Annotated in this window: 23 protein-coding genes; 5 read left to right on the forward strand and 18 right to left on the reverse strand. The window is 71.1% G+C overall.

What is annotated here, in order from left to right; genetic code table 11:
* Positions 1-17 precede the first annotated feature (17 nt).
* Positions 18-1,361, reverse strand: a complete 1,344-nt coding sequence (locus IEZ11_RS20295) for a carboxypeptidase regulatory-like domain-containing protein (RefSeq protein WP_189264209.1) — start codon at positions 1,359-1,361, stop codon at positions 18-20.
* 161 nt (positions 1,362-1,522) lie between these two features.
* On the reverse strand, positions 1,523-1,747 hold the full coding sequence (locus IEZ11_RS20300; RefSeq protein ID WP_189264210.1) for a hypothetical protein: 225 nt from the start codon (positions 1,745-1,747) through the stop codon (positions 1,523-1,525).
* 91 nt (positions 1,748-1,838) lie between these two features.
* Here IEZ11_RS20300 and IEZ11_RS20305 point away from each other — a divergent pair, with 91 nt between their 5' ends.
* Positions 1,839-2,465: a hypothetical protein gene (locus IEZ11_RS20305; protein ID WP_229713205.1), complete on the forward strand. Its 627-nt coding sequence runs from the start codon at positions 1,839-1,841 to the stop codon at positions 2,463-2,465.
* Between the two features lie 102 nt (positions 2,466-2,567).
* Here IEZ11_RS20305 and IEZ11_RS20310 read toward each other — a convergent pair whose 3' ends face one another.
* Positions 2,568-3,461, reverse strand: a complete 894-nt coding sequence (locus IEZ11_RS20310; RefSeq protein WP_189264211.1) for a PfkB family carbohydrate kinase — start codon at positions 3,459-3,461, stop codon at positions 2,568-2,570.
* Between the two features lie 164 nt (positions 3,462-3,625).
* On the opposite strand from IEZ11_RS20310, the gene IEZ11_RS20315 reads away from it, so the two are divergent.
* Together IEZ11_RS20315 and IEZ11_RS20320 are read left to right on the forward strand one after the other, a co-directional pair.
* The gene (locus IEZ11_RS20315) at positions 3,626-4,669 is read left to right on the forward strand and encodes a phosphatidylinositol-specific phospholipase C domain-containing protein (RefSeq protein WP_189264212.1); all 1,044 of its coding nucleotides are present in this window, start codon (positions 3,626-3,628) and stop codon (positions 4,667-4,669) included.
* Positions 4,670-4,769: 100 nt separating this feature from the next.
* Complete coding sequence (locus IEZ11_RS20320) at positions 4,770-5,330, forward strand: GH25 family lysozyme (RefSeq protein WP_189264213.1); 561 nt, start codon at positions 4,770-4,772, stop codon at positions 5,328-5,330.
* Between the two features lie 53 nt (positions 5,331-5,383).
* Here the strand turns inward: IEZ11_RS20320 and IEZ11_RS20325 are convergent, their stop codons facing one another.
* The 3 genes from IEZ11_RS20325 to IEZ11_RS20335 form a co-directional block, all read right to left on the reverse strand.
* Positions 5,384-6,082, reverse strand: coding sequence for an NADPH-dependent F420 reductase (locus IEZ11_RS20325; protein WP_189264214.1), 699 nt, complete (start codon positions 6,080-6,082; stop codon positions 5,384-5,386).
* Between the two features lie 110 nt (positions 6,083-6,192).
* Positions 6,193-6,405 (reverse strand): EF-hand domain-containing protein, encoded by a 213-nt coding sequence (locus IEZ11_RS20330; RefSeq protein WP_189264215.1) that lies wholly within the window; start codon positions 6,403-6,405, stop codon positions 6,193-6,195.
* A 47-nt stretch (positions 6,406-6,452) separates the two neighbouring features.
* Entirely contained in the window at positions 6,453-7,367 is a 915-nt protein-coding gene (locus IEZ11_RS20335) for a helix-turn-helix domain-containing protein (RefSeq protein ID WP_189264216.1), read from the reverse strand.
* A gap of 83 nt (positions 7,368-7,450) precedes the next feature.
* Between IEZ11_RS20335 and IEZ11_RS20340 the strand changes: the two genes are divergently transcribed.
* Entirely contained in the window at positions 7,451-8,086 is a 636-nt protein-coding gene (locus IEZ11_RS20340) for a GNAT family N-acetyltransferase (protein WP_189264217.1), read from the forward strand.
* A gap of 3 nt (positions 8,087-8,089) precedes the next feature.
* Here IEZ11_RS20340 and IEZ11_RS20345 read toward each other — a convergent pair whose 3' ends face one another.
* The 7 genes from IEZ11_RS20345 to IEZ11_RS20375 form a co-directional block, all read right to left on the reverse strand.
* Positions 8,090-8,707: an ADP-ribosyltransferase gene (locus IEZ11_RS20345; RefSeq protein ID WP_189264218.1), complete on the reverse strand. Its 618-nt coding sequence runs from the start codon at positions 8,705-8,707 to the stop codon at positions 8,090-8,092.
* A 77-nt stretch (positions 8,708-8,784) separates the two neighbouring features.
* Entirely contained in the window at positions 8,785-9,978 is a 1,194-nt protein-coding gene (locus IEZ11_RS20350) for a YncE family protein (RefSeq protein WP_189264219.1), read from the reverse strand.
* A complete protein-coding gene (locus IEZ11_RS20355; protein ID WP_189264220.1) occupies positions 9,978-10,745 on the reverse strand; it encodes a polysaccharide deacetylase family protein in 768 nt (255 codons plus the stop codon). Before IEZ11_RS20355 ends, IEZ11_RS20350 begins: the two co-directional genes overlap by 1 nt.
* A gap of 149 nt (positions 10,746-10,894) precedes the next feature.
* Positions 10,895-11,398, reverse strand: coding sequence for an ATP-binding protein (locus IEZ11_RS20360; protein WP_189264221.1), 504 nt, complete (start codon positions 11,396-11,398; stop codon positions 10,895-10,897).
* A 289-nt stretch (positions 11,399-11,687) separates the two neighbouring features.
* Positions 11,688-12,455 (reverse strand): enoyl-CoA hydratase/isomerase family protein, encoded by a 768-nt coding sequence (locus IEZ11_RS20365; protein WP_189264222.1) that lies wholly within the window; start codon positions 12,453-12,455, stop codon positions 11,688-11,690.
* Between the two features lie 113 nt (positions 12,456-12,568).
* Positions 12,569-13,810, reverse strand: coding sequence for a L,D-transpeptidase (locus tag IEZ11_RS20370; protein ID WP_373294943.1), 1,242 nt, complete (start codon positions 13,808-13,810; stop codon positions 12,569-12,571).
* Positions 13,811-13,965: 155 nt separating this feature from the next.
* Positions 13,966-15,201: a L,D-transpeptidase gene (locus IEZ11_RS20375; protein WP_189264224.1), complete on the reverse strand. Its 1,236-nt coding sequence runs from the start codon at positions 15,199-15,201 to the stop codon at positions 13,966-13,968.
* A gap of 245 nt (positions 15,202-15,446) precedes the next feature.
* On the opposite strand from IEZ11_RS20375, the gene glgX reads away from it, so the two are divergent.
* Positions 15,447-17,681: a glycogen debranching protein GlgX gene (glgX, locus tag IEZ11_RS20380; protein ID WP_373294944.1), complete on the forward strand. Its 2,235-nt coding sequence runs from the start codon at positions 15,447-15,449 to the stop codon at positions 17,679-17,681.
* 26 nt (positions 17,682-17,707) lie between these two features.
* Here the strand turns inward: glgX and IEZ11_RS20385 are convergent, their stop codons facing one another.
* From IEZ11_RS20385 to IEZ11_RS20405, 5 genes are read right to left on the reverse strand one after another with little or no spacing between them, the layout of a single operon-like run.
* Positions 17,708-18,625, reverse strand: a complete 918-nt coding sequence (locus IEZ11_RS20385) for a dihydropteroate synthase (RefSeq protein ID WP_189264225.1) — start codon at positions 18,623-18,625, stop codon at positions 17,708-17,710.
* 39 nt (positions 18,626-18,664) lie between these two features.
* Positions 18,665-19,318, reverse strand: a complete 654-nt coding sequence (locus IEZ11_RS20390) for a response regulator (protein ID WP_189264226.1) — start codon at positions 19,316-19,318, stop codon at positions 18,665-18,667.
* Complete coding sequence (locus IEZ11_RS20395) at positions 19,308-20,552, reverse strand: sensor histidine kinase (RefSeq protein ID WP_189264227.1); 1,245 nt, start codon at positions 20,550-20,552, stop codon at positions 19,308-19,310. Before IEZ11_RS20395 ends, IEZ11_RS20390 begins: the two co-directional genes overlap by 11 nt.
* Before the next feature lie 28 nt (positions 20,553-20,580).
* Entirely contained in the window at positions 20,581-21,315 is a 735-nt protein-coding gene (locus tag IEZ11_RS20400; RefSeq protein ID WP_189264228.1) for an ABC transporter permease, read from the reverse strand.
* The gene (locus IEZ11_RS20405; protein WP_189264229.1) at positions 21,312-22,220 is read right to left on the reverse strand and encodes an ABC transporter ATP-binding protein; all 909 of its coding nucleotides are present in this window, start codon (positions 22,218-22,220) and stop codon (positions 21,312-21,314) included. Before IEZ11_RS20405 ends, IEZ11_RS20400 begins: the two co-directional genes overlap by 4 nt.
* Between the last annotated feature and the right edge of the window lie 59 nt (positions 22,221-22,279).

Raw genomic sequence — 22,279 nt, forward strand, 5'->3', positions numbered from 1 at the left:
GAGCGGTTGCCGGTGGGTCAGGTGGCGGCCAACGCCAGGTCGGCCGTCGTGGCGCGGCCCGGCGGAAGGGTCACCTCCTTGATTGCCGGGCGGTGGCCGGCGGCCGAGGCCGTGATCCGCACCGGGCTCGGGCGGGCGTCCAGCCAGAGGTCGTAGTGGCCGTCGGAATCGGTGCGTACGGTGTGCGCGTGTTGGCCGCAGCCGGTCGTCGCGGCGTGCGTCACCGGGCAGACCAGGACAGTGGCTCCGACGAGCGGTGCCCCCGTGTGCCGGTCGGTGACCGTTCCGGAGAGATGCCCCCAGGAACGCGGGTTCGTGGCCTTGAGGCTGACCTCGACCGATGCTCCGTCGTAGGGGGCGTCGGTGTTGTAGGTGAGCCGCGCGGTGTACGTGCCGGCCGTGGCCACGGCAGAGGCGTCCGCGCGGACGGTGACGGTGGTGGAGCGGCCGGGGGCGAGGTCGAACGAGGTCCTGTCCGCCGACAGCCAGCTGACGTCGTCGCCGTCGCACTGGTCGCGTCCGGGCAGCACCTCGGCCGAGGAGGCGGTGTCGTTGTCCGAGGTCATGCCGCCGATGCGGTAGATCCCGCAGCCGCCGCCGGCTCGGAACACGGCGGAGCCGGCGTTGGGCAGGCTGGACCAGATGTCGGACACCGGGTCGTATGCGACGACGGTGTTGGCTGCGTCCGTTCCGACGATGCCGCCGACCACCTGGAGTTTGCCGTCGTTCCCGCTGGCGGTGGCGCCCCAGCGCGTGTCGGGCATGTCGGCCGCACGGGTCCAGGTGTCGGCGGCGGGGTGGTACGCGTAGAGCGTGGCGCGGGCACCGTCCGCACTCCAGCCGCCGGCGACGTACATGGTCCCGTTGATGAACGCCCCGCCGGGTGACTCCAGGGCCTCGGGGATGTCGGCGATGGGTGTCCAGGTGTCGGTGGCCGGGTCGTGCACATAGCTGCTGGTGAGGAACTTCCCGCCGATGATTCCGGAGACTCCTGCGACGGAGTACACCTTGCCCTGGTAGGTGCCCACCGCGTTGTCCATGACGGGCTCGGGGTAGTCGGCGATGCCGGTCCAGGGCCCGGTCGACGCCGATGTCGTGGGCGGCGGGTCGTTCGACGTGCTCTTCGCGCCCGAGGGGCCGTAACTCAGCGGTCCGGGTGAGTAGTTGCCCTTGACGCGCACCGTCGGGGCGCCCGCCGAGGAGTCCGACGTGGTCGTGGAGGTGCCGTCGGGTGAGGTGTAACCGGTGCTCTGCTCGCCGAGGTTGACATGCAGCGGCGCCTGCCCCGTGTTGGTGAAGGTGATCTTCTTGCCGACTGATCCGCCCAGTGACTCGTTGACCGGGAGTCTGCTCGAACTCACCGCCAGGCGGCTCGCCTTGAGCGGGCGGCGGCCGTCCGGTACGTGTGCCGTCCGGCGGGGGCGCTGAACAGCCGGTAGTAGCGCGCGCACGTCTTGAGGACAGCAGGGAGGACGGCAAGGGGCACCCTTTTCGTCGATTTCAGGACCCGGTCGGGCCGAGATCAGAGGGGTTCGTAACCGCTGTACGACTCGTCCGCGCAGGCGGCGTCTGCCGTCGTGCCGTCGACAGGTACGTCCGGTGCGGCGGGCGTCGGTTCGGGGTGTCGCTCTCCGGCGGGCGGCACGTCGGTGTGCTGCGGTCCGGTGGCGGCGCCGGCGGGACTGTCGGCGCCGCCCGCACAGGCGCTCGGTGCGCCGGGCTCGGGTTCGGGGGGTGTGCTGCTCATCCGACGGATGGATGCCTCTCCGGTCATGGCCAGGTGAAGGCGGGCTCGCGGGATCCTGCGCCAGCTGAGTCTGATGCACAAGCTCGTGTCGATGTCCGACGACGACCGTGACCGGCTCATCGACCAGTTCTGGGACTTCGTGACCGACGGCCTGGACGTCCATCCCAGCTATGTGGAGGGGCTGCAGAGTCGGCGGCCGCGGCTGCCCGAGGAGCCGTCCACCGAGCAGTTGGAGGCCTGGATCGAACTCGCCGAGATCGTGCAGGACGCGGAGTTCCGCACGGCGCTGCGGGACTTCTTCCACCGCACCTTCGGCACCGAGAAGGGCAGGCTGATGGCTTCGCCGGAGATGATGGACCGCTTCGAGAGGCACCGCCTGCTTCGCCTGGAGGCACGGGCCGCCCAGCAGGCAGGCGTGCCCGCGGAGTCGCCGCAGGCCCGGGACATCGCCGAGCGTGTGGCCGCCGACTCGGCGGAACTGGTCTCCGCCATGACCGGGGAGCACGACATCGACAAGGCCCGGCGCAGCATCGTCGAGTTCGACCCGAACGGCAGGGCGGCACAGTGGGTGGCCGGGTCGACCGGCCTGAAGCTGCTGACCAGATACCTTTCCCTGGTGGCGACGGTCAACGGCACGCCCAAGCCGGACCTGGACCCGGACCGGGCGGCGGCACTCCGCGAGTGGACGGCCACGGCCCTGCGCCAGGGCACAGGTTGAGCATGGCCGCTCCGCAGACTCACCCGCGTGACACGGCGAGGACCGGGAGTTCGGCACAGGGCCGTACCGGATGCACGGCTCGCTGCCCGGGGTGGTGGTCGGTCAGCCTGTGGTCAGCCATGCGCGGGTGCCGAACGAGGCGCAGGCGTGGGAGGCGACCGTCGCGGCCCGTGACAGGGCCTCGGCGAAGGCCGGTCCGTCGATCCGGTCGGGTCCGCTCAGGTGGTAGGCGAGGGCACCGTGCAGGACGTCGCCCGCGCCCAGCGTGTCCACCACGCGCGTCTCGGGAACCCCGACGAGACCACCGCCGCCGGGGCCCGCCCACACGATCGGCGCCGCGCCGCCGGTGACCGCCGCCCAGACCACCCCGTGGTCGCGGAGGAACTCCATGGTCTCGGCGGGTGAAGCGGTACCGGGCGGGTGGAAGTCCGCGGAGCACACGGCGACGTCGGTCGACGGCAGCAGCCGCTCCGTGCCGTCCTTCCAGCTGCCCGCGTCGAGGACGGTGAGCCGGCCGGCCGAGCGGGCGACGTGCGCGGCTTCGACGGCCAGCGCCAGGTGATGCCCGTCGAACTCGGCGATGTCGCACGCCACCAGCTCTTCCAGGTCGGCCGGGGCCCGCAGCCGGTGCCCGGTCGCGTTGGTCGAGGCGACCGCACGTTCCCCGGTCGACGCGGTCACCAGGACCGAGGACACCGCGGGCGGGTGCGTGGACTCGGCGGCCAGGTCCCGGACGCGTACGCCGAGCGCGTCGAGGTCCGCCCGCACGCCGAGCGCCAGCGGATGCGAGCCGAGGCCCGTGAGCAGCCGGGGCAGGCCGCCCAGCCGGCCGAAGGCCACGGCCGCGCCGGTGGCCGGGCCGCCCGCCGCGACCACCTGGTCACGGGCCGTCAGTTTCTCGTCCGGCCCCGGTACCCGGTCCACCAGCTGGACGACGTCCAGGGTGCACAGCCCCACGAACAGGCCCTCCGGCCGCCGCCCCGCCACCGGCCCCATCCGCCAGCACCTCCTCCGGCCTCGGCATCCGCCGCTCAGCGTACGTGCGGCCGCCCGGGTCCCGAGGGAGTTACGGAGGCCGATGTTCCTCCAGGGGCTACCGATCAGTAACCGTCTGCTTCTACGCTGCCGCCAACTCACCACCAAAACAAGGGAGTTGGGTCATGCGCATACTGAGACGGCTGGCGGCGGTCCTGGCTGCCGGCGCCCTGTTCGTGATGGCGGGCTCCGCCGCGCACGCGGACCCGGACCTGAACGCGGCGAAGTTCTCCGAGACCACGAGCGTCGGCACGCACAACGCGTACGACAGGGCCAAGTACACGTACTGGGCGCAGGCCCTGGACTCCGGCGCCTCGTTGCTGGAGCTGGACGTGTACGTCGACAGCATCAGCAAGCGGTGGCGGGTCAGCCACAGCAACCCGTGGGGCAACGACAACAACTGCGAATACGCCAACACGCCGAGCCAGTTGTACAGCAAGAGCACCAGCCAGGACCTCGGCAGCTGCCTGGACAACATGGCCGCCTGGGAGCAGCTGCACCCGGACCACGCGCCCATCGTCGTCAAGGTCGAGATGAAGGTCGGATTCAACCAGACCATCGGCCTCGGGCCCACCGCGTTCGACACGCTGGTGTCGCAGAAGCTCGGCAGCAGCGTGTACAAGCCCGCCGACCTGCTCGGCTCGTCGTACGCCACGCTCGACGCCGCCGCCAAGGCCGACGCCTGGCCCACCCGCGACCAGTTGAAGGGCAAGTTCATCTTCGAACTGATCCCGGGCACGGTGGAGGAGGCCAACCCGTTCGACCACTACTGGACGGACCAGGAGTACGGCGACCACCTGCGGGACCTGTCCGCCGCCGGGAACATCTCGCAGGCCCAGGCCTTCCCCGCCGTCCTGGGCGCCGCCGCCGGGGATCCCCGGACCAGCAGGTACGACGCCTCCATCCAGCCCTGGTTCGTGTTCTTCGACGGCGACGCGGCGACGTACGTGAACAACGGCTACGACACGTCGTTCTACGCCACGAACCACTACATCCTGATCATGACGGACGCCTACAACGTCTCACCGGCGATCTCCTCGACGGCTCCGACCGACGCCGAGGTCGCGGCCCGGCTGGCGCTGCTGGCCGCCGACCACGCCAGCATCATCACCTCCGACTGGTCGACGAAGTCGGCGGCCGTGCTCGGCGAGGTGGCGGCCCGGAGCTGACAATTCACGCGCACACGGGGATCCCGGGCGCCGGGACGGGGAATACGACATACGCAGTTGCAATTCGTGTCACCCCACGGGCACCAAGGAGCCACCGCACATGCTGCACGGAATCGACGTGAGCGCCTACCAGTCCTCCGCCTACGACACGGACGGCCTCTCCTTCGTCTTCATCAAGGCGACGGAGGGGCGTTCGTACGTGAACCCGAAACTCGCCGCCCAGACGAAGACCGGGCGCGACGCCGGACTGGTCGTCGGCTTCTACCACTTCCTCTGGCCCGGCGACCTCACCGCCCAGGCCGAGTACTTCGTCCGGCACGCCCCCGAGAGGGCGGGCGAGATCCTCGCCGTCGACTGGGAGACCACCGGCGACGGCACGCACGCGAGCAACGCCGAGAAGGACTCGTTCATCCGCAAGGTGAAGGCGCTGCGGCCGGACAACCGGGTGATCCTCTACTCGAACCGCGACTACTGGCTGACCGTCGACACCACCTCGTACGCCGGCGACGGCCTCTGGATCGCCGACTACGTCAGCGCCGGCCACCCCCGCATCAGGGCCGACTGGCTCTTCCACCAGTACACCAGCGACCCGCACGACAAGAACGTGGCCGACTTCGCCGACCGGGCCGCACTCAGGGCCTGGGCGGCGAAGGACGACTGAGCGTCCGGTCCGTCCGGTCCGTCCGGTCGCGCCGGGGGGCGAGGGCGGAGCCGTCAGCCGCGGAAGCCCTCCGGGCGCTCCGGGGACGCCTCCGCCAGAGCCTTGCGCACCCCCTCGACGTCCGCCCGCAGGCCGTACACCGGGGTGCCCGGCTGCTGGCGCCAGGAGTCGTCGATGCCGCCGTTGTCGACCGTGTCGAAGCCGAGTTCGTCGATCAGGTCACGGACGACCCGCTTGGCGGCCGCGTCGTCGCCGGAGACCGGGAGGGCCTGGCGGTCGGGGTCGCCCGCGGGGAGGTGGCGGTCCAGGATGTCCTGGGCGAAGGTGCCGTTGAAGGCCTTGATCACGGGGTGCCCGATCTGCCGTTCGGTCCAGCGGCTCTCCGTGATGCCCTCGTCCTCGATACCGGCGATCCGGCCGTCCCGCTCCCGCGGGTAGTAGTTGTTGGTGTCGATCACGGCCACGTCGTCCGCGGCGCCGTCCAGGAGGCCGGAGGGCAGGCCCGGGACCGCCTTGACCGGGACCGTGACCACCACGACCTCGGCGCCGCGCGCGGCCTCCTCGGCCCGTACGGGCGTCGCTCCCGTCTCCTCGGCCAGTGCGGCGAGCGTCTCGGGGCCCCGCGAGTTGGCCACGGACACGTCGTGGCCGAGGGCGGCCAGCCGCCGGGTGAGGTTGCCGCCGATGTGGCCCGCGCCGATGATGCCGATCTTCATGACACGCCTTTCGAGAGTCCATGCACTTGCATGCATATGCTGCTGTGCGGCATCAACCCCGGGCCCGCGTGACCTATTCCGCCGTTGCGCCGTCCGGGACGAGAAAGGGGGCCCGCGATCCGGCGGGCCCCCTGCGCTCCTGGCGCCTACTTGCTCAGGTACGCCCAGAACTCGTCGAACGACAGGACCTTGTCACCGTTGAGGTCCCGGGTCTTGATGATGGCCTCCGCGACCGTGTCGGTCACGTTCCAGTCGCCTCCCTGGGCCAGGGCGGTCTTGAACTCGGCCGCGGTGATGACGCCGTCGCCGTCCGTGTCGATCCGCTGGAACTGCTTGCGTGCTTCCTCGATGTCCGCCACCGGATCCGCCCCTTCGTACGCTTTACTGCTTGTTGACGGAGGCCAGATTAACCGGCCGCGCGAGCCCGCAGTGCGGCGACCACCCAGGCGAACTCCGCACGGTGCGCGGCCGCGGGCGGCACGCCCTTCACCTCGCACAGCAACTGCCGGTACCGGGCGAGCTGTCCGTTGGACGCCGACTCCATCCGTTCGAGCACGGCGGCCGGGTCCCCGTCCCCCAGCACCTCCCGCACGATCGCCTCCGCCTCCGGCGACTCCGGGGCGATGCCCCGCTCGCGGGCCTCCCCGCCCAGCTGCACCAGCCGCATCGGGAACCAGGTGGACCGCCCGGCGGCGGCACCGCGCCCCTGGTCCGCCGAGTTGAACTCGACCACCCGCCGCATCTGCGCCCGGAACTCCGGGTCCTGGACCAGCTCCGCCAGCTCCACCCAGGCGTCCACCTGCTCGGGAGTGGGTTCCGCCGGCAGGTCCACGGCGATGGAGCGCATCCGTTCCTCGATGGCCGGGTCCACGGCGTCCAGCCCGTGGAACAGCTCCGCCACGAACTCCTCCATGATCCGCTTCCGTTCGGCTGCCGACAGCCGCGCCAGCTTGTTCATGAGCGTCATCTCCTCTGCGGTCGAACCACGTCGCGCCACGGTCGACAGCACCGCACGGGTCACCTTCAGAGAGCGGATCTGCGCGTCCAGCGCCGCCACGTGCGCGGCCGCGACCTCGGCCACGGTCTGCTCGCCGGAGAGCACCGCCCGCACGTGCCCGAGGCCGAGCCCCAGCTCGCGCAGGGTGCGGATCAGCTCCAGGCGGGCGAACGACTCGGCGTCGTAGAGCCGGTAGCCGCCGGCGGAGCGGGTCACCGGGGTGAGCACGCCCTCGTCGGACCAGTAGCGGATGGTGCGCACGGTCAGCCCGGTGGCCTTCGCCAGCTCGCCGATGGTGAGAAGTCCGGTGCCGTCTTCGATCATGTCTGCGAGTGTGGGCCTTCCAGCGGGTGGAGACTCAAGGAGCCCGCCATGAGTCGGAGTCTGAGTCGGGGTCGAGGAGCACGGTGGCAGAGAGCCTGCGGGACATTCTGGACGCGGCGGCCCGGGGTGTCTTCCCGCCGCCCGACGGCCGTACGACGGTCGTGCCGCAGCCGTCCCCGCGGGACGCCGGGGTCCTCTCCTTCACCGCGCACTCGGTCGTCTTCGTCGACGAGGACCCGCAGTGGGTGTACGACACCCTGCGCGCGACGCCCAGCGACCCGCTGGCCGCCACGATGAACGCGCGTTTCCTGACCGCCCTGATGGACCGCACGGGCCGTGAGCAGGAGACGATCGACGCGCTGCTGGTGGCCGGCCCGCTGCCCGGCCCCCCGGACCTGGCCCTGACCGAGCTCACCGGCCCCGGCCATCCGCGCGTGGCCTACGCCCGGGGCCGCCGGGACGAGGTGCGTGCCTGGGCGGTGCGGGGCGGGGTGGTGACGCTGGGCCGCGGGGTCGCGGGACGCATCGAGGTCTCCGCCGAGGTGGACGAGGGGGTACGGCGGCGGGGCCTGGGCCGGGCCCTGGTGACCGCCGCCCGGCATCTCGCCACGGAGCCCCTGTGGGCGCAGATCGCCCCGGGGAACGCCCGCAGCATGCGGGCGTTCCAGGCGGCCGGCTATGTACCGGTCGGCGCCGAGGCGCTGCTGCTCAGGCCCTGAACCTCAGTGCCAGGGCACGTAGTTGGGGTTGTCCTCGCAGTCGTCCATGATCTCGGTCCTAGTCTTCTTGTCGACCGGGCAGACCCCGATGACGTACTGGCGCAGGATCCCGCCGGGGAAGGCGACCTCGACCTGGTCGGCCCACTTGTGGGTGTCGCCGATGGTCTTGTTGACGTCGACGCCGCCGGGCGCGTCGATGTAGTAGTTGTAGCCGGACTTGTACCAGGTCTTGTACAGGTCGTGGTCGTAGGTCGTGGAGACGTACGGCGACGGCTGGTTGACCAGGACGTACTTCTCCACGTCGTACTGCCCGTTCACCACGTCCTTGGGCAGGAAGCCCTCCTCGAAGATGACCGCGGGCGCCCGGCTGTCGCTGCGGTAGAGGGTGCCGCAGGTGGTGCGCCAGACGGGGGTCGGCGTGATGCGGTCGACGTCGACACGACGGTCGGCGGCGGCCTTGATCTTGTCCTCGAACTGGGGGCAGGCGGGCGCGGCGGCCTTCGCGGAGACGGCGGGCGCGGCAGGCGCGGCGGTCGACGGTGCGGCGGCAGCGGTCGCGAGGACGGCGGCCAGGGACAGGACGGCGGCAGCGGCACGCCGCCGCGGACGAGTGGTGATCATGGGCAGCACGATGTCGGTTCGGCGACGGCGTGCCGGGGACCGTCACTCGATCGGCGGCGTGTCCGGCCGGAGCGCGGTCAGCGGAAGATGCCGGTGTGGCCGAGCGAGTAGCGTCCCGGCTGCGGATAGACGGCGAGGCCGTGCGGACCGCTGCCGACGTGGATGCGGGCCAGTTCGGTGCCGGTACGGGTGTCGATGGCGTACACCTCGGAGTTGTACCGGCCGGACAGCCAGAGCACCTTGCCGTCCGCCGACACCCCGCCCATGTCGGGGCTCCCGCCGCCGGGCAGCCGCCACTTGGCCGTCAGCCGGTTCTGGGCGAAGTCGAAGACCGAGATGGTGCCCTCGCCCCGGTTGGAGATGTACATCACGCGGGAGTCCCGGCTGACGTACAGCCCGTGGGCGCCCTTGCCGGTGGGCAGGAGGGTCGGCCTGGCGAAGGTGTCGCCGTTCAGGATCCACACCCCGTCGGCCATCATGTCGGCGATGTAGAACCGCTTGCCGTCCGGGGAGATCTTGACGTCCTGCGGCATCGCGCCGTGGAAGGGCAGCCGCTCCTGCCGGAGCACCTCCATCTTCTCCGTGTCCACCTTGAGCAGTTCGCCGCTGAACTCGCAGGAGACGATGAAGTACCGGCCGTCCATGGAGAAGTCGGCGTGGTTGACGCCGTAGCAGCTGACCGGGACGGCCTTGACGGTCTGCATGGTGTGCGCGTCCCGGAAGACCAGCTGGCGGTCGTTGGACGCCATCACGATCGCGTACTTGCCGTTGGGCGTGAAGTACAGGTTGTACGGGTCGTGCACGGCGACCGGCTTGCCGGCCCGGCCGGTCCTCGGGTCGATGGGGGTGAGGCTGTTGCCCAGGTCGTTGTTGACCCACAGGGTCTTCAGGTCCCAGGACGGCACGACGTGCTGCGGCTGCCTCCCGACCCGGAAGGTACCGATCACCCGGTACGTCTTCGGGTCGATGACCGAGACCGTGTCGGAGTTGGTGTTCGGCACGTAGACCAGGGACGGGAAGCCCTTGACCACGGGCGAGAGGTTGCCGGGGCGGTCGGCGGCGTACACGTCCTTCGGGTCGAGGACCGGGGGCATGCCCGGCAGCCCGTCGACGGCCTGCTCCGCCTTCTTCGCCGGCGGCTGCACGGCCGCGGCGGTGCCGGCGGCCGGTGCCGCGGGGCTCTCGGATCCGCCGCTGCACGCGGGCAGCAGCGCCAGGGCGGCGAGGACGGCACCGGCGGACAGCAGACGGGCGGCGTTCGTGGTTCGCATCAGCTGAGCAGCTCCGTGGTGGTGACCGCGCGCAGTCCACGGCGGTGCAGTTCTTGGAGGACGGCGGGGAGGGCGGCGACCGTGTCCGGATACCCGAAGTGCATGCTCACCACCGAGCCGCCCGTGACCTCCGCGAGCACCTTGCGGGTGATGGCCGGCGCCCCGGGCCGGGTGTAGTCGAGCGAGTCGACGTCGTACGACAGCACGTGCGGGTAGCCGGCCTCGACGGCGAGCCGGGCGACGAGCGGTGAGGCGGTCGGCGCCCGGGAGGGGCGGAACCAGCGCCCGATCGATCCGGTGAGCCGCTTGAGCCGCTCCGCGCAGTCGGTGATCTCCTTGCGGGCGTCCGCCTCCGCCATGGCGTTGATGGAGATGTGCCGCTGGGTGTGGTTGCCCAGGTCGTGGCCGCCGTCCAGGATGCGGCGGGCCATGGCGGGGTACGCGTCCAGCCAGCTGCCGACGGCCAGCACCGTGAGGTGGGCACCGTGCTGCTCGGCGGTGGCGAGGAGCCGGGTGGCGAGGTCGGGGTCGCCCTGGCCGTGGAAGGTGAGGGCGACGGACGCGGCGGTGCGGGGGCCGTGGGTGACCTGGAGGGGGAGCCGGTGGGGGGAGGCCGACGGTGACGTGGAGGTGGGGCCGGTGGTGGCGGGCGGTGCCGCGGTGGCCGTACCGGTGGTGCCGCAACCGGTGGTGAGCGCGCCTGTGGCGGTGAAGGCGGCGCCTGCGCGGAGGAGGTCGCGTCGGTTGGTGGGGGTCACCTGCACCATTTAAGGCGGGACAGGTAAGAAAGTGGACCATTGACCCGATAAGGGTTGCGTGTGCGGCCGCGGGCCCGTGCGGGTCGGTCGCGCCCCCGCGGCGGCAGCCACGGATCGACAGAGCCCGGCGCCCCTGAAAGGGCACGTTTCGCCAAGCCCTACCGGTCGGCCACCCGCATCTCGAACCACGTCGTCTTACCTCGGGGAAGCAGGTCCACGCCCCAGCGGTCCGACAGCTTGTCCACCAGGAACAGTCCACGGCCGCTGATGTCCATCTCCTGAACCGGCATCAGACAGGGGAGCCCGCGCGACGGATCGCGCACCTCGACCCGGATCCAGCCGGGACGGCGGCGCATCCGCAGGCCGAACACCCGGGCGCCCGTGTGCCGTACGGCGTTGCCGACGAGTTCCGAGACGAGTAAGACCGCGTCCTCGGTCATCTTGGGGCTGAGCCGCCACTGGCGGAGGACGACGACCTGGGCGAGCCGGCGGGCGGTCGCCGCGGATTCGGGGCGGGACGGCAGCGGAACCTCCGCGTCCGTCGGATTGCCGAACAGTTCGATCGCCTTGAGTGCCTGCTCGTCCTCGACCGCAGGCGACCAGCGCGCCGCGGCCGCACGGCTGTGTCCCCGCGGCTGTTCGATGCCCTCCAGCCCCGCCATGCCCCCATCATGGCCGCCCAGAGGGCGCCCCGGGGCCGTTCCTGAGGAATACGCCCCCCGGAAGCTTCCCCCCGATGTCGGACGATCGGCATATGCCGTAGGCATAACGGAAGCCTCGAAAGCCAGTCCGACCTGCGATGACGTGCCATCTCCGGGCAATCGCCAGACCCCCTCGACAAGGCGGGCTTAGGGTTGCCTTAAGGTTCCCATAATCCGCCCCATCGGGGGACCCGGAATCAGACATCGCGTCAATTGCAAGTGGTTCCGGCGATTCGCAACAGGGCGTAGATCACAGGAACTTGGCCTTGCCCGGACCCTCCTCCACGAAGCTCCGCATCCCGCGCTCCCGGTCCTCGGTGGCGAACAGCCCGGCGAACCAGTTGCGTTCGACGGCGAGCCCGGTCTCCAGGTCGGTCTCGACGCCGGTGTCGATCGCCTCCTTGGCGGCCCGCAGTGCGATCGCCGGGCCCTGCGCCAGCTTCGCCGCCCACGCGTGCGCCTCGGTGTAGACGTCGGCGGCGGGCACGACCCGGTCGACGAGACCGATGGCGAGCGCCTCGTCCGCCCTGACCATCCGGCCGGTGAAAATCAGGTCCTTGGCCCGGGAGGGACCGACCAGCCGGGGCAGCCGCTGGGTGCCGCCGGCCCCCGGGATCAGCCCGAGCAGGATCTCGGGCTGCCCGAGCTTGGCGTTGTCGGCGGCGATGCGGTAGTCCGCACAGAGGGCGAGCTCGCAACCGCCGCCGAGCGCATAGCCGGTGACGGCGGCCACGACCGGCTTGGGGATCCGGGCGACGGCGGAGAAGGAGTCCTGGAGATCGCGGGAGCGCAGAACCATGGCGGCATGGTCCATGTTCTGCATCTCCTTGATGTCGGCTCCCGCCGCGAAGACCTTCTCGCCGCCGTAGATGACCACGGCACGTACGTCCTCGCGGCGGGCGGCCTCTCCCGCCAGTTCCCTGATCCGGTCCTGGGTGGCGACGTCGAGCGCGTTCATGGGCGGACGGTCGAGGCGCAGAGTGCCCACGCCTTCGGAGACTTCGAGGGTCACAGTCATGCCCAGCAGGTTAACGCCGGTTCATCGGCGCCCCTCCAGGGGCGCGGGGCTGTATCGATATGCGGCTCCGCCGCGCGGGCGCGAGGAACCCCCACCGGCCCGCGGCCGACGACCTACTTGGTCCATTCCTTCCACGACATGTTCCACCCGTTGAGCCCGTTGTCCGGGGAGACCGTCTGGTCGTTGGAGTGCTTCACCGTCACCACGTCCCCGATGATCGAGTGGTCGAAGAACCAGGCGGCGGGCAGCGCCCGGTCGCCCCCGCCCCGGATGTCCCGGAGGCCGACGCACCCGTGGCTCGCGTTGTAGTTGCCGAACGCGTCGCCGCCCCAGTAGTTGCCGTGGATGAACGTCCCCGACGTGGTCAGCCGCATCGCGTCCGGCACGTCCTTGATGTCGTACTCGCCGCCGTAGCCGACGGTGTCGCCGTTCATCCGCGTCACGCGCAGCTTCTCGCTGATGACCATCTGGCCGTTCCACGTGTCGTAGCCTGGCTTGCCGGTGGTGACCGCGAGGGTCTTCACGACCTTGCCGTCCTGCATGATCTTCATCGTGTGCTTCTTGGCGTCGACGATCGACACCTGGTTGCGGCCGATCGTGAACTTCACGGTCTTGGCCTGCTCGCCGTACACCCCGTCCCGGCCCTCGACCCCGTCGAGGTTGAGCGAGACGGAGACCTTCGTGCCGGACTTCCAGTAGTTCTCGGGGCGGAAGTCGAGTCGGTCGTTGCCGAACCAGTGGCCCTCGACGTCCACCGCCGGCTCGGTCTTGATGGTGATCGCCTTCTCGACCGCGGCCGGGTCGGTGATGCCCCGGGTGAAGCGGATGGAGAACGGCATGCCGACGCCGACCGTGGAACCGTCCTCCGGCGTGAAGTAGCCGACGAACGTGTTCTTCGGGGTCAGCGTCGTGAAGCTGGAGTCCTCCGCCGACTCACGCCCGTCGGCGTCCTTCGCGACCGCGTGCACCGTGTACTTCGTGGAGTTGGCGAGGTGCGTGGAGGGCGTCCAGCTGACGCCGTCCGCGGCTATCGCCCCGTCGATCTTCTTCCCCTTGGCGTCCTTGACCTCGACGTCGGTCAGCTTGCCCTTGGCCGCGCTGACCTTCAGCGCACCGCTGGTGTCCACCCCGGTCGCACCGGACTTGGGGCTGATGCTGACGGTCGCGACGGACTGCTTGCTCGCCTGGGTGGTGGAGTCCTTGGCCTTCGCCGTGCCCTCGTCCGTCCCCTTGCCGGAGGAGGAGCCGCCACCGCAGGCGGTGACGGCCATGAGCAGCACCCCGGCGACGACCGCCATCCCCTGCTTCCGCCGCGTCCCCCGAACCGACGCCCCCGATATCGGCCGCTCGTTCAAAGTCGTTCTCCCCTCCCAGGGCCAGGTCAGGCCCACCCCGGCGCGTCAGCCGCGCGCCCTGGCGCATATTAACCGCAGGGTTTTGAGGTTGGTGTTGGGCGAATGTCACCGTTGCGTCGCAACTTCCCGCCCCCGCCGAACCGCCCCCCACCTGGTTACTTGACCGCGCCGCCCGCCTTCCACTCCTTCCACCCCATGTTCCACCCTCCGAGGCCGTTGTCGGGAGAGACCGTTTTGTCCTTGCTGTTGACGACTTCGACCACGTCCCCGACCATGCTGCGGTCGTAGAACCAGCCCGCGGGCGTGTCCGAGCTGCCGCCCTTCACGTCGCGCAGACCCACGCAGCCGTGGCTGACGTTGACGTGGCCGGGGGCGTCCGGCGCCCAGTAGTTGCCGTGCAGGAAGGTTCCGGAGTCGGTGAGTTTGAGGGCGTGCGGGACGTCCGGGATGTCGTACTCGCCGCCGAAGCCGACCGTGCGGCTGTTCATGCGGGTCACGTCGTGCATCTCCATCACCACCATCTTCCCGTTGTAGGTGGTGTGTTCGGGCGACCCCGCGGTGATCGGCACGGTGGCGAGCAGTTCGCCGTCCCGGCGGACCTCCATGGTGTGCGCGGCCGCGTCGACGAGGGAGACCTGGCTGCGGCCGACGGTGAAGGTGAACGTCCTGGACTGGAGGCCGTAGACACCGTGGGCGGCCTCGACGTCGCGGAGGCCGAGGCCGACGGTGACGACCGTGCCGGGCTGCCAGTAGCGCTCGGGGCGGAAGTCGAGGCGGTTCTTGCCGAACCAGTGCGGGCGGATCTCGACCGCGGGCCTGGCGGTGACCTGGATCGCGCGTTCGACGGCGGCGCGGTCCTCGATGTCGCGGCTGAAGGCGAGGGAGACGATCATGCCGGTGCCGACGGTGGCCCGGTTCTCCGGGGTGACGTACCCGATGAAGCGTTCGTCGGGGACGAGCGTGGTGAAGGTGGTGTGCCGGGCGGAGCGGCGGCCCTCGCCGTCCACGGCGACCGCGTCGACGGTGTACTTGGCGGCCAGCGCGAGCTTCGGGTCGTCCGGCTGCCAGGTCCTGCCGTCGGCGGCGATGTGCCCGGGGACCGGGAAGTCCTGGGCGTCCTGGGACCTGACGACGCTGACCGACTCCAGGTGGCCGTCGGCCACCCGTACGGTCAGCCGTCCGCCGGGCCGTACGGTCTTGCTGCCGTCGTCCGGGGAGATACGGATGACGTCCTCGGGAGCCGGGGGTTTGCCGCCGAGGACATGGTCGACGCCCAGGGCGCCGGTGTCGTCCGAGGAGCAGCCGGCGGCTCCCGCGAGCAGAGCCGCCCATGTCAGTACCGCCGCCAACGCGGCCCCCGCGCGCCGTGCGCGCCCTTGTGCATGCCTCACGTGCGGCTCAACGAGCGTGCATGCCCCGGGGAAACGTGAGTGCGACGCCGGCACTGGGCAGAACAGAGGGAAGGACGACGAGCTGGGGAGCCGCCGTGCCCGTGGCAGAGCCGGCGCGGGCGCGTCCGTAGCGAGCCGCCGACCGTGCCCGGGACCGGGAGTCCGGGCGCCGTCGGCTGCTCGGACGCGGGCCGGCTGCGCCCCGGTGGTCGGCGAGCCGCGGGACACGAAAAAGGGGCCGACAGGTGACGAGCGCAGCCGAGCAGCAGGGGGCACGGGCGCGGGCCCCGAGGGTGGGCGGCCCCGCGGTGGACGGGACACCGCTGCCGGTCCCGTCGGCGTGGCCGGGGGCGTCGACACCGCTCGGCGCCCGCTACCGGGTGGGCCCGGACGGGGTGGCGGGCACCAACTTCGCGCTGTGGGCGGCCGGCGCGGAGGCGGTCCGGCTGTGCCTCTTCGACGAGCGGGGGCGGGAGACCCGGATCCCGCTGACCGAACTCACGCACGAGATCTGGCACGGATTCGTCCCCGGCGTGCTGCCGGGACAGCGCTACGGCTACCGGGTGGACGGCCGCTGGGACCCGTGGAGCGGCGCCCGCTGGAACCCGGCGAAGCTGCTCCTGGACCCGTACGCGCGGGCGGTGGACGGCGAGTTCGCGCTGCCGCCCGAGGTGTACGGGCATGTCCGGGACTGGCCGGACCAGCAGGTCGCCGACACCGTCCGCGACGACCGGGACTCGGCGCCGTACGTCCCGAAGGGCGTGGTCGTCCACGATGACGACGACTGGTCCGACGACCACCGCCCGAAGACGCCGTGGGCGGACTCCGTCATCTACGAGCTGCACGTGCGGGGATTCACCAGACTGCATCCCGGGATACCGGAGGAGCTGCGCGGCACCTACGCGGGACTGGCCCACCCGGCCGCGATCGAGCACCTCGTGAACCTGGGCGTGACGGCGGTGGAGCTGCTCCCCGTCCACCAGTTCGCCCACGAGGACCACCTGCTGCGGCGCGGCCTGAAGAACTACTGGGGCTACAACTCGATCGGCTACTTCGCCCCGCACGCGGCCTACGCCGCCTCCGGTACGACGGGTCAGCAGGTCGGCGAGTTCAAGCGGATGGTGCGCGCCCTGCACGCGGCGGGCATCGAGGTCATCCTCGACGTGGTCTACAACCACACGGCGGAGGCGGGCGAGCTGGGCCCGACCCTCTCCCTCAAGGGCATCGACAACCGGGGCTACTACCGCCTCCAGGACCACGACGCCCGGCGCTTCGCCGACTACACCGGCTGCGGCAACACCCTGCACGTGGTCCGCCCGCACGTCCTGCGCCTCATCACCGACTCGCTCCGCTACTGGGTCACGGAAATGGGCGTGGACGGCTTCCGCTTCGACCTGGCGGCCGCGCTGGCCCGCTCGATGCACGACGTCGACATGCTCTCCCCCTTCCTCGCCGTGATCGCCCAGGACCCGGTGCTGCGCCGGGTGAAGCTGATCGCCGAGCCGTGGGACGTCGGCTCGGGCGGCTACCAGGTAGGCGCCTTCCCCCCTCTCTGGACCGAATGGAACGACCGCTACCGCGACGCCGTCCGCGACTTCTGGCGCGGCGCCCTGCCGGACGTCCGCGACCTCGGCTACCGCCTCTCCGGCTCCAGCGACCTCTACGCCTGGGGCGGCCGCCGCCCCTACGCCTCCGTCAACTTCATCACCGCCCACGACGGTTACACCCTGCGCGACCTGGTGTCGTACCAGCGCAAGCACAACGAGGCCAACGGCGAGAACAACCGGGACGGCACCGGCGACAACCGCTCCTGGAACTGCGGCGCGGAGGGCGAGACGGACGACGAGGAGGTACGGGCGCTGCGCCGACGCCAGTTGCGGAACCTCCTCACCACCCTTCTCCTCTCGACGGGCGTGCCGATGCTGGTCGCGGGCGACGAACTGGGCCGCACCCAGCGGGGCAACAACAACGCCTACTGCCAGGACAACGACATCAGCTGGCTGGACTGGAGCCTGCTCGACGACCCGGCCTGGCGGCCCCTCCTCGACCTCACCACCCGCCTCGTCCGGCTCCGCCACCGTCACCCGGTGCTGCGCCGTCGCGCCTTCTTCTCCGGCCGCGCGCACTCGGCGGACGGCCTGCGCGACCTGGCCTGGTTCACGGCCCGCGGGGCGGAGATGACCGAGGGCGACTGGTACGCGCCGGCCGCCACCCTCGGCATGTACCTCTCCGGCCGGGACATCCCCGGCCGCGACGAACGCGGCGCCCCGGTCCTGGACGACAGCTTCCTGACGGTCCTGCACGCCGGCGACCGCCCGACGGAGTTCCTGCTGCCGGGCCCGCCGTGGGCGGAGCGCTACGAGGTGCTGGTGGACACGTCCCGGGAGGAGCAGGACACGGAGCCGGGGGTCGTGCACGAGGGGGGAACGGCGATCACGGTCCCGGGACGGGCGGTGCTCTTTCTGAGGGTGGCCGACTGACGATCGGCTCAGGGCGGCCGCTCTTGTCAGGCTCCGGGAGCGAAGGATTGCGGGCCGAGTGCTCGGAGAGCGGCAAGTACCGCCCTTATCCGCGGAACCTCGTGAGTGCGGTACACGCCCGTTCCGCCCAGATATGCCAAAACCGTGAAGAAGCCTTCGGCGGTGCGGAACTCATCCTCGAAGAGGCTGAAGGCATGCGGTAATGCCTGACAGATGGGAAGACCTATCCGTCGAAGCCGGAATGTGTTCAAGAGAGCACGGACCTGATAGTGAATACGGGCATCAGCGGATATGTGTCTGTCGTGCGAGAAGCCGATCCCGGGGTCGATGACGATGCGATCGACCCCGGCCGAGCGGGCGTGTTCCACGCGCCTCTCGAAGTAGTCGAGCATCCTGGGGACGGGATCCTCTTCGATGCCCTTGGCCCGCACGTCCCGGGAGTTCTTCCCTTCGACATGGCACAGGACGACGGTCGCCTCGTGGTCGGCCAGCACGGGGAACATCTCGGCGTCCGATGCCAACCCGCCGGAGTAGTTGAGCAGGAGCGCCCCCGCCTCCAGGCACGACCGGGCGACGGCAGGTTCGTAGGTCTCGACGGATACGGCGATGCCTTCCGAGGCGAGCCCCTTGACGACCGGCGCCAAGGCGGCCACCTGGTCCCGCACGGAGACCTGTCCGGTACGGGGATTGCTCGACTCGGCGCCGACGTCGACGATGTCGGCGCCCTGCGCCGCGAGGATGCGGCCTCTCCTGACCGCGGACTCGGTCGAGGTCGCGATGCTCTCCCGGTAGGTGGAGTCCTGGGAGAGGTTGACGCATCCCATGATGGCGGGGGTGGCGTCGACGTCGATGTCCCGGTCCCCCACTCGAAGTGGTGCGACGGGTAAGGAGAGATCGTCCTCGAATCGCCGTGCCAGATCCGCCAGGTGAGCAAGGGAAATCATCCGACCTCATTCCTGTACGACCGTCAGGGAAACACGGAGCTAGCCCAGGATCCCCCGCTGAAACCCCGTCGCCACCGCCGCCGCGCGGTCGTTGACGCCGAGTTTGGCGTACAGGTGGGTGAGGTGGGTCTTCACCGTGGCCTCGCTGATGAAGAGTTCGCGGGCTATCTCGCGGTTGGAGGTGCCGCGGGCGACGAGGGTGAGGACCTCGCGTTCGCGGGCGGAGAGGGGTTCGTTGCCCGAGGTGCCGGGGGCGCGGGGAGTTCGGACGGCGGAGACCAGACGGGAGGCGACGGCCGGGGAGAGGACGGTACGGCCCTGGGCGGCGGCCCGGACGGCGGTGAAGAGTTCCTCGCGCGGCGCGTCCTTGAGCAGGTAGCCGGTCGCGCCCGCCTCGATCGCGGGGAGCGTGTCGGAGTCGGAGTCGTACGTGGTGAGGACCAGGACCTGGGCGCGGGCGCCCCGCCGGGCCAGTTCGCGGATGGCGTCGACCCCGCCGCCGCCCGGCATCCGCAGGTCCATCAGGATCACGTCCGGGTCGAGGGTGGCGGCCAGGGTGACGGCTTCAGCGCCGTCAGACGCCTCGCCGAGGACCGTGAAGCCGGCGGCGGACTCGAACATGCCGCGCAGACCGTCGCGGACGACGGGATGGTCGTCGACGATGAGCAGCGAGATCGGGGGCTCAGGTGTCATGGCGGACCAACGGTACGCGCGCCGACAGGGCGGTGCCGAGCCCCGGTTCGGACTCGACGGTCAGGGAGCCTGCGATGCGTTCGGCGCGGGCCCGCATGCCGTCCAGGCCGAAGCCGCCGGCCCGGCTGCGGGCGGGCACGGTGAGCGGGTCGAAGCCGGTGCCGTCGTCCCGGATGTCGAGGATGACCTCGTCGCCCAGGTAGGAGAGGGTGACGCCGACCCGGGAGGCGTGCGCGTGCCGGGCGGCGTTGGAGAGGGCCTCCTGGACGATGCGCAACAGGGTGGCGGCGACCTCCCCGTGCAGCTGTTCGGCGGTGCCGGTGAGGGTGAACTCGGCCCGTGTACACGTCCGTTCGCCCCACTCCGTGACCGTCTTCTGCAGCGCCTCGGGCAGCCCGTCGTGCTCCAGGGCCACCGGCGCCAGGTTGTGCACGGAGCGGCGGGCCTCCCCCAGGCTGTGCCGGGCCAGTGCCAGGGCGCGGTCCACGTGCTCCTCGGCCCCCCGCGGATCGGGGGTGTTGATGACGACCTGGAGCTGGGCGATGATCCCGGCCAGCCCCTGGGCGATGGTGTCGTGGATCTCGGCGGCGAGGCGGCGGCGCTCGTCGGCGACCCCGGCCTCCCGCGCCTGGACGAGGAGCTGGGCGTGCAGGGCCGCGTTCTCGTCGAGGGCCTGGCGCAGGGCTGCGATGGTCTCGGTGCGTTCCCGGGACCGCTGCTTCTCCTGCTCGTCGAGATGGGCGATCCCCACCTGGAGAGCGGTGTTCACGGCCAGCAGCACGGCGAAGAGCAGCCACTGGAGCATGCTCCGGAACGGCATCCCGCCCGTCTGCGCGGCGGCCACGATGACCGCGCTCGCCAGCAGCCCGAGCCGCCGCCACCGGCGCGCCAGCAGTTCGTCGGCATCCATGTAGCCGGAGGCCGCGTAGAACGCGAAGAACGGGTTGAGCCAGGTGAGCGCGAAGGCGAGGGCCCAGCGGACCACGTAGTACGCCGTCCCGGCCCAGGAGGGCGTACGGCCGCGGTCGGGGCGGCGGAACCGGGTGGCGTGCCACCACAGCTGGAGCAGGACCGCGACGCCGACCAGGGACCAGCCGGCGATCCACCGGGCCTGGGCGGCGTGGGGGTCGGCGGAGACGACCCCCAGGACGACGCTGATACCGAGGAACCCGTACGGCCCCCAGACGTGCAGTTGCTCCCAGCGCCGTTCGATCTGGCTGTCCCCCACGGTCATGTCCCCAGTCTGCACGGCGGGCCGCCTCCTACTCCCAGCGGAACCAGCGGGCTGCCCCCGCCGTCAGCAGGGCCGTCCAGAGGGCCAGCACGCCCAGGTGCTCCCAGCCGGGCCACTGTCCGGCGGCGGCCCGGTCCAGGGCGCGGGCCGCCGCGCCGAACGGGGTCAGCTGTACCACCCGGGCCATGGCGTGCGGCATCTCCCGCACCGGGATCCACACGCCCGCGCAGAACATCATGGGGAAGAACACCGCCGAGCCGATCGCGCCCGCGATCTTCGTGGTGCGGGACAGCGCCGAGACCACGGAGCCGAGGGCGAGCGCGGCCGCGGCCGCGAGCAGCAGGGCCAGCAGGTATCCGCCGGACTGCTTCGGCAGTCGTACGCCGAAGGCGAGCCGGCCGACGACGAGCGCGAGCAGCGCCGAGCCCAGCGCGACCGTGCCCTGCACCACCATCTGCGCGGACAGCAGCGCGGCGGGCCGTACGGGGGTGAGCCGCATCCGGCGCAGGATGCCTCGCTCCCGGTGGCCGGTGAGCGCCTGGGGCAGGGTCTGCACCCCGGACATGATCAGGGCGATCAGGACGGCGACGGGGACGTACGCGTCGATCGGGCGCAGCCCGCCCAGGGACTGGTCGGCCTCCCGGAAGGAGGGGATCGAGCCGAGGATCACCAGGAGCAGGGTCGGGAACAGGAAGACCCAGAAGACGGCGCCCGGTTCGCGGCCGAACAGCCGGAACTCGGTGCGCAGGACGGCGGTGTTCATGCTGCCTCCTCCTTCGTCAGGTCCAGGAACGCGTCGTCGAGGGTCGCGTCCACGACCCGGAGCTGGTGGGCGGTGACGTGGTTGCGGGCGAGCAGGGTGATGACGGCGTTGACGGTCTCGTCGGTGCCGGAGAGCGTGATCCGGCCGTCCTTGCGCTCGACGGAGGCGAGGGCCGGGAGGGCGACGAGGTCGTGGTCGTCCAGGGGCTCGGACGGGGTGAAGCTGATGACGGTGGCACCGGCGCTGCGGCGGATCAGCCCGGCCGGGGTGTCGAGGGCGGCCACCCGGCCCTTGTCGATCACCGCGATCCGGTCGCAGAGCCGCTGCGCCTCCTCCATGAAGTGGGTGACGAGGAGAACGGTGACCCCGCGGTCACGGACGTCCTCGATCAGCTTCCAGGTGTCCCGCCGGGCCCGCGGGTCCAGTCCGGTGGTCAGCTCGTCGAGCACGACGACCCGCGGGTTCCCGATCAACGCCAGCGCGATGAACAGGCGTTGCCGCTGCCCGCCGGACAGCCTGCCGAACCGGGTGGCGAGCTTGCCGGTGAGCCCGAGACGCTCGGCGAGCGGCGCCCAGTCGAGCGGGCCCGGATAGAAGGAGGCGTACAGCTCAAGGGCCTCGCGGACGGTGAGCTTGGGCTGCAGCTCGCTCTGCTGGAGCTGGGCGCCGAGAAGGCGGGCGACCTTCTCGTGGTCGGCGACGGGATCGAGCCCGGCGACCCGGACCCGCCCCGCGTCGGGCACCCGCAGCCCCTCCACACACTCGACGGTGGTGGTCTTGCCGGCCCCGTTCGGCCCGAGGATCCCGAAGATCTCGCCCTCCTCGACGGCGAGACTCACCCCGTCCACCACGGCCCGGCCGCCGTAGGACTTCCGCAGGTCTGTCACTTCGATGACGGTTGGCATGTTCCGAGGGTCCCGGCCGGGCCCGGTCCGCCACATCGCCCGACTCGCTCGAACCGGCA

It is taken from the genome of Streptomyces fuscichromogenes (assembly GCF_014645815.1).
Classification (GTDB): Bacteria; Actinomycetota; Actinomycetes; order Streptomycetales; family Streptomycetaceae; genus Streptomyces; species Streptomyces fuscichromogenes.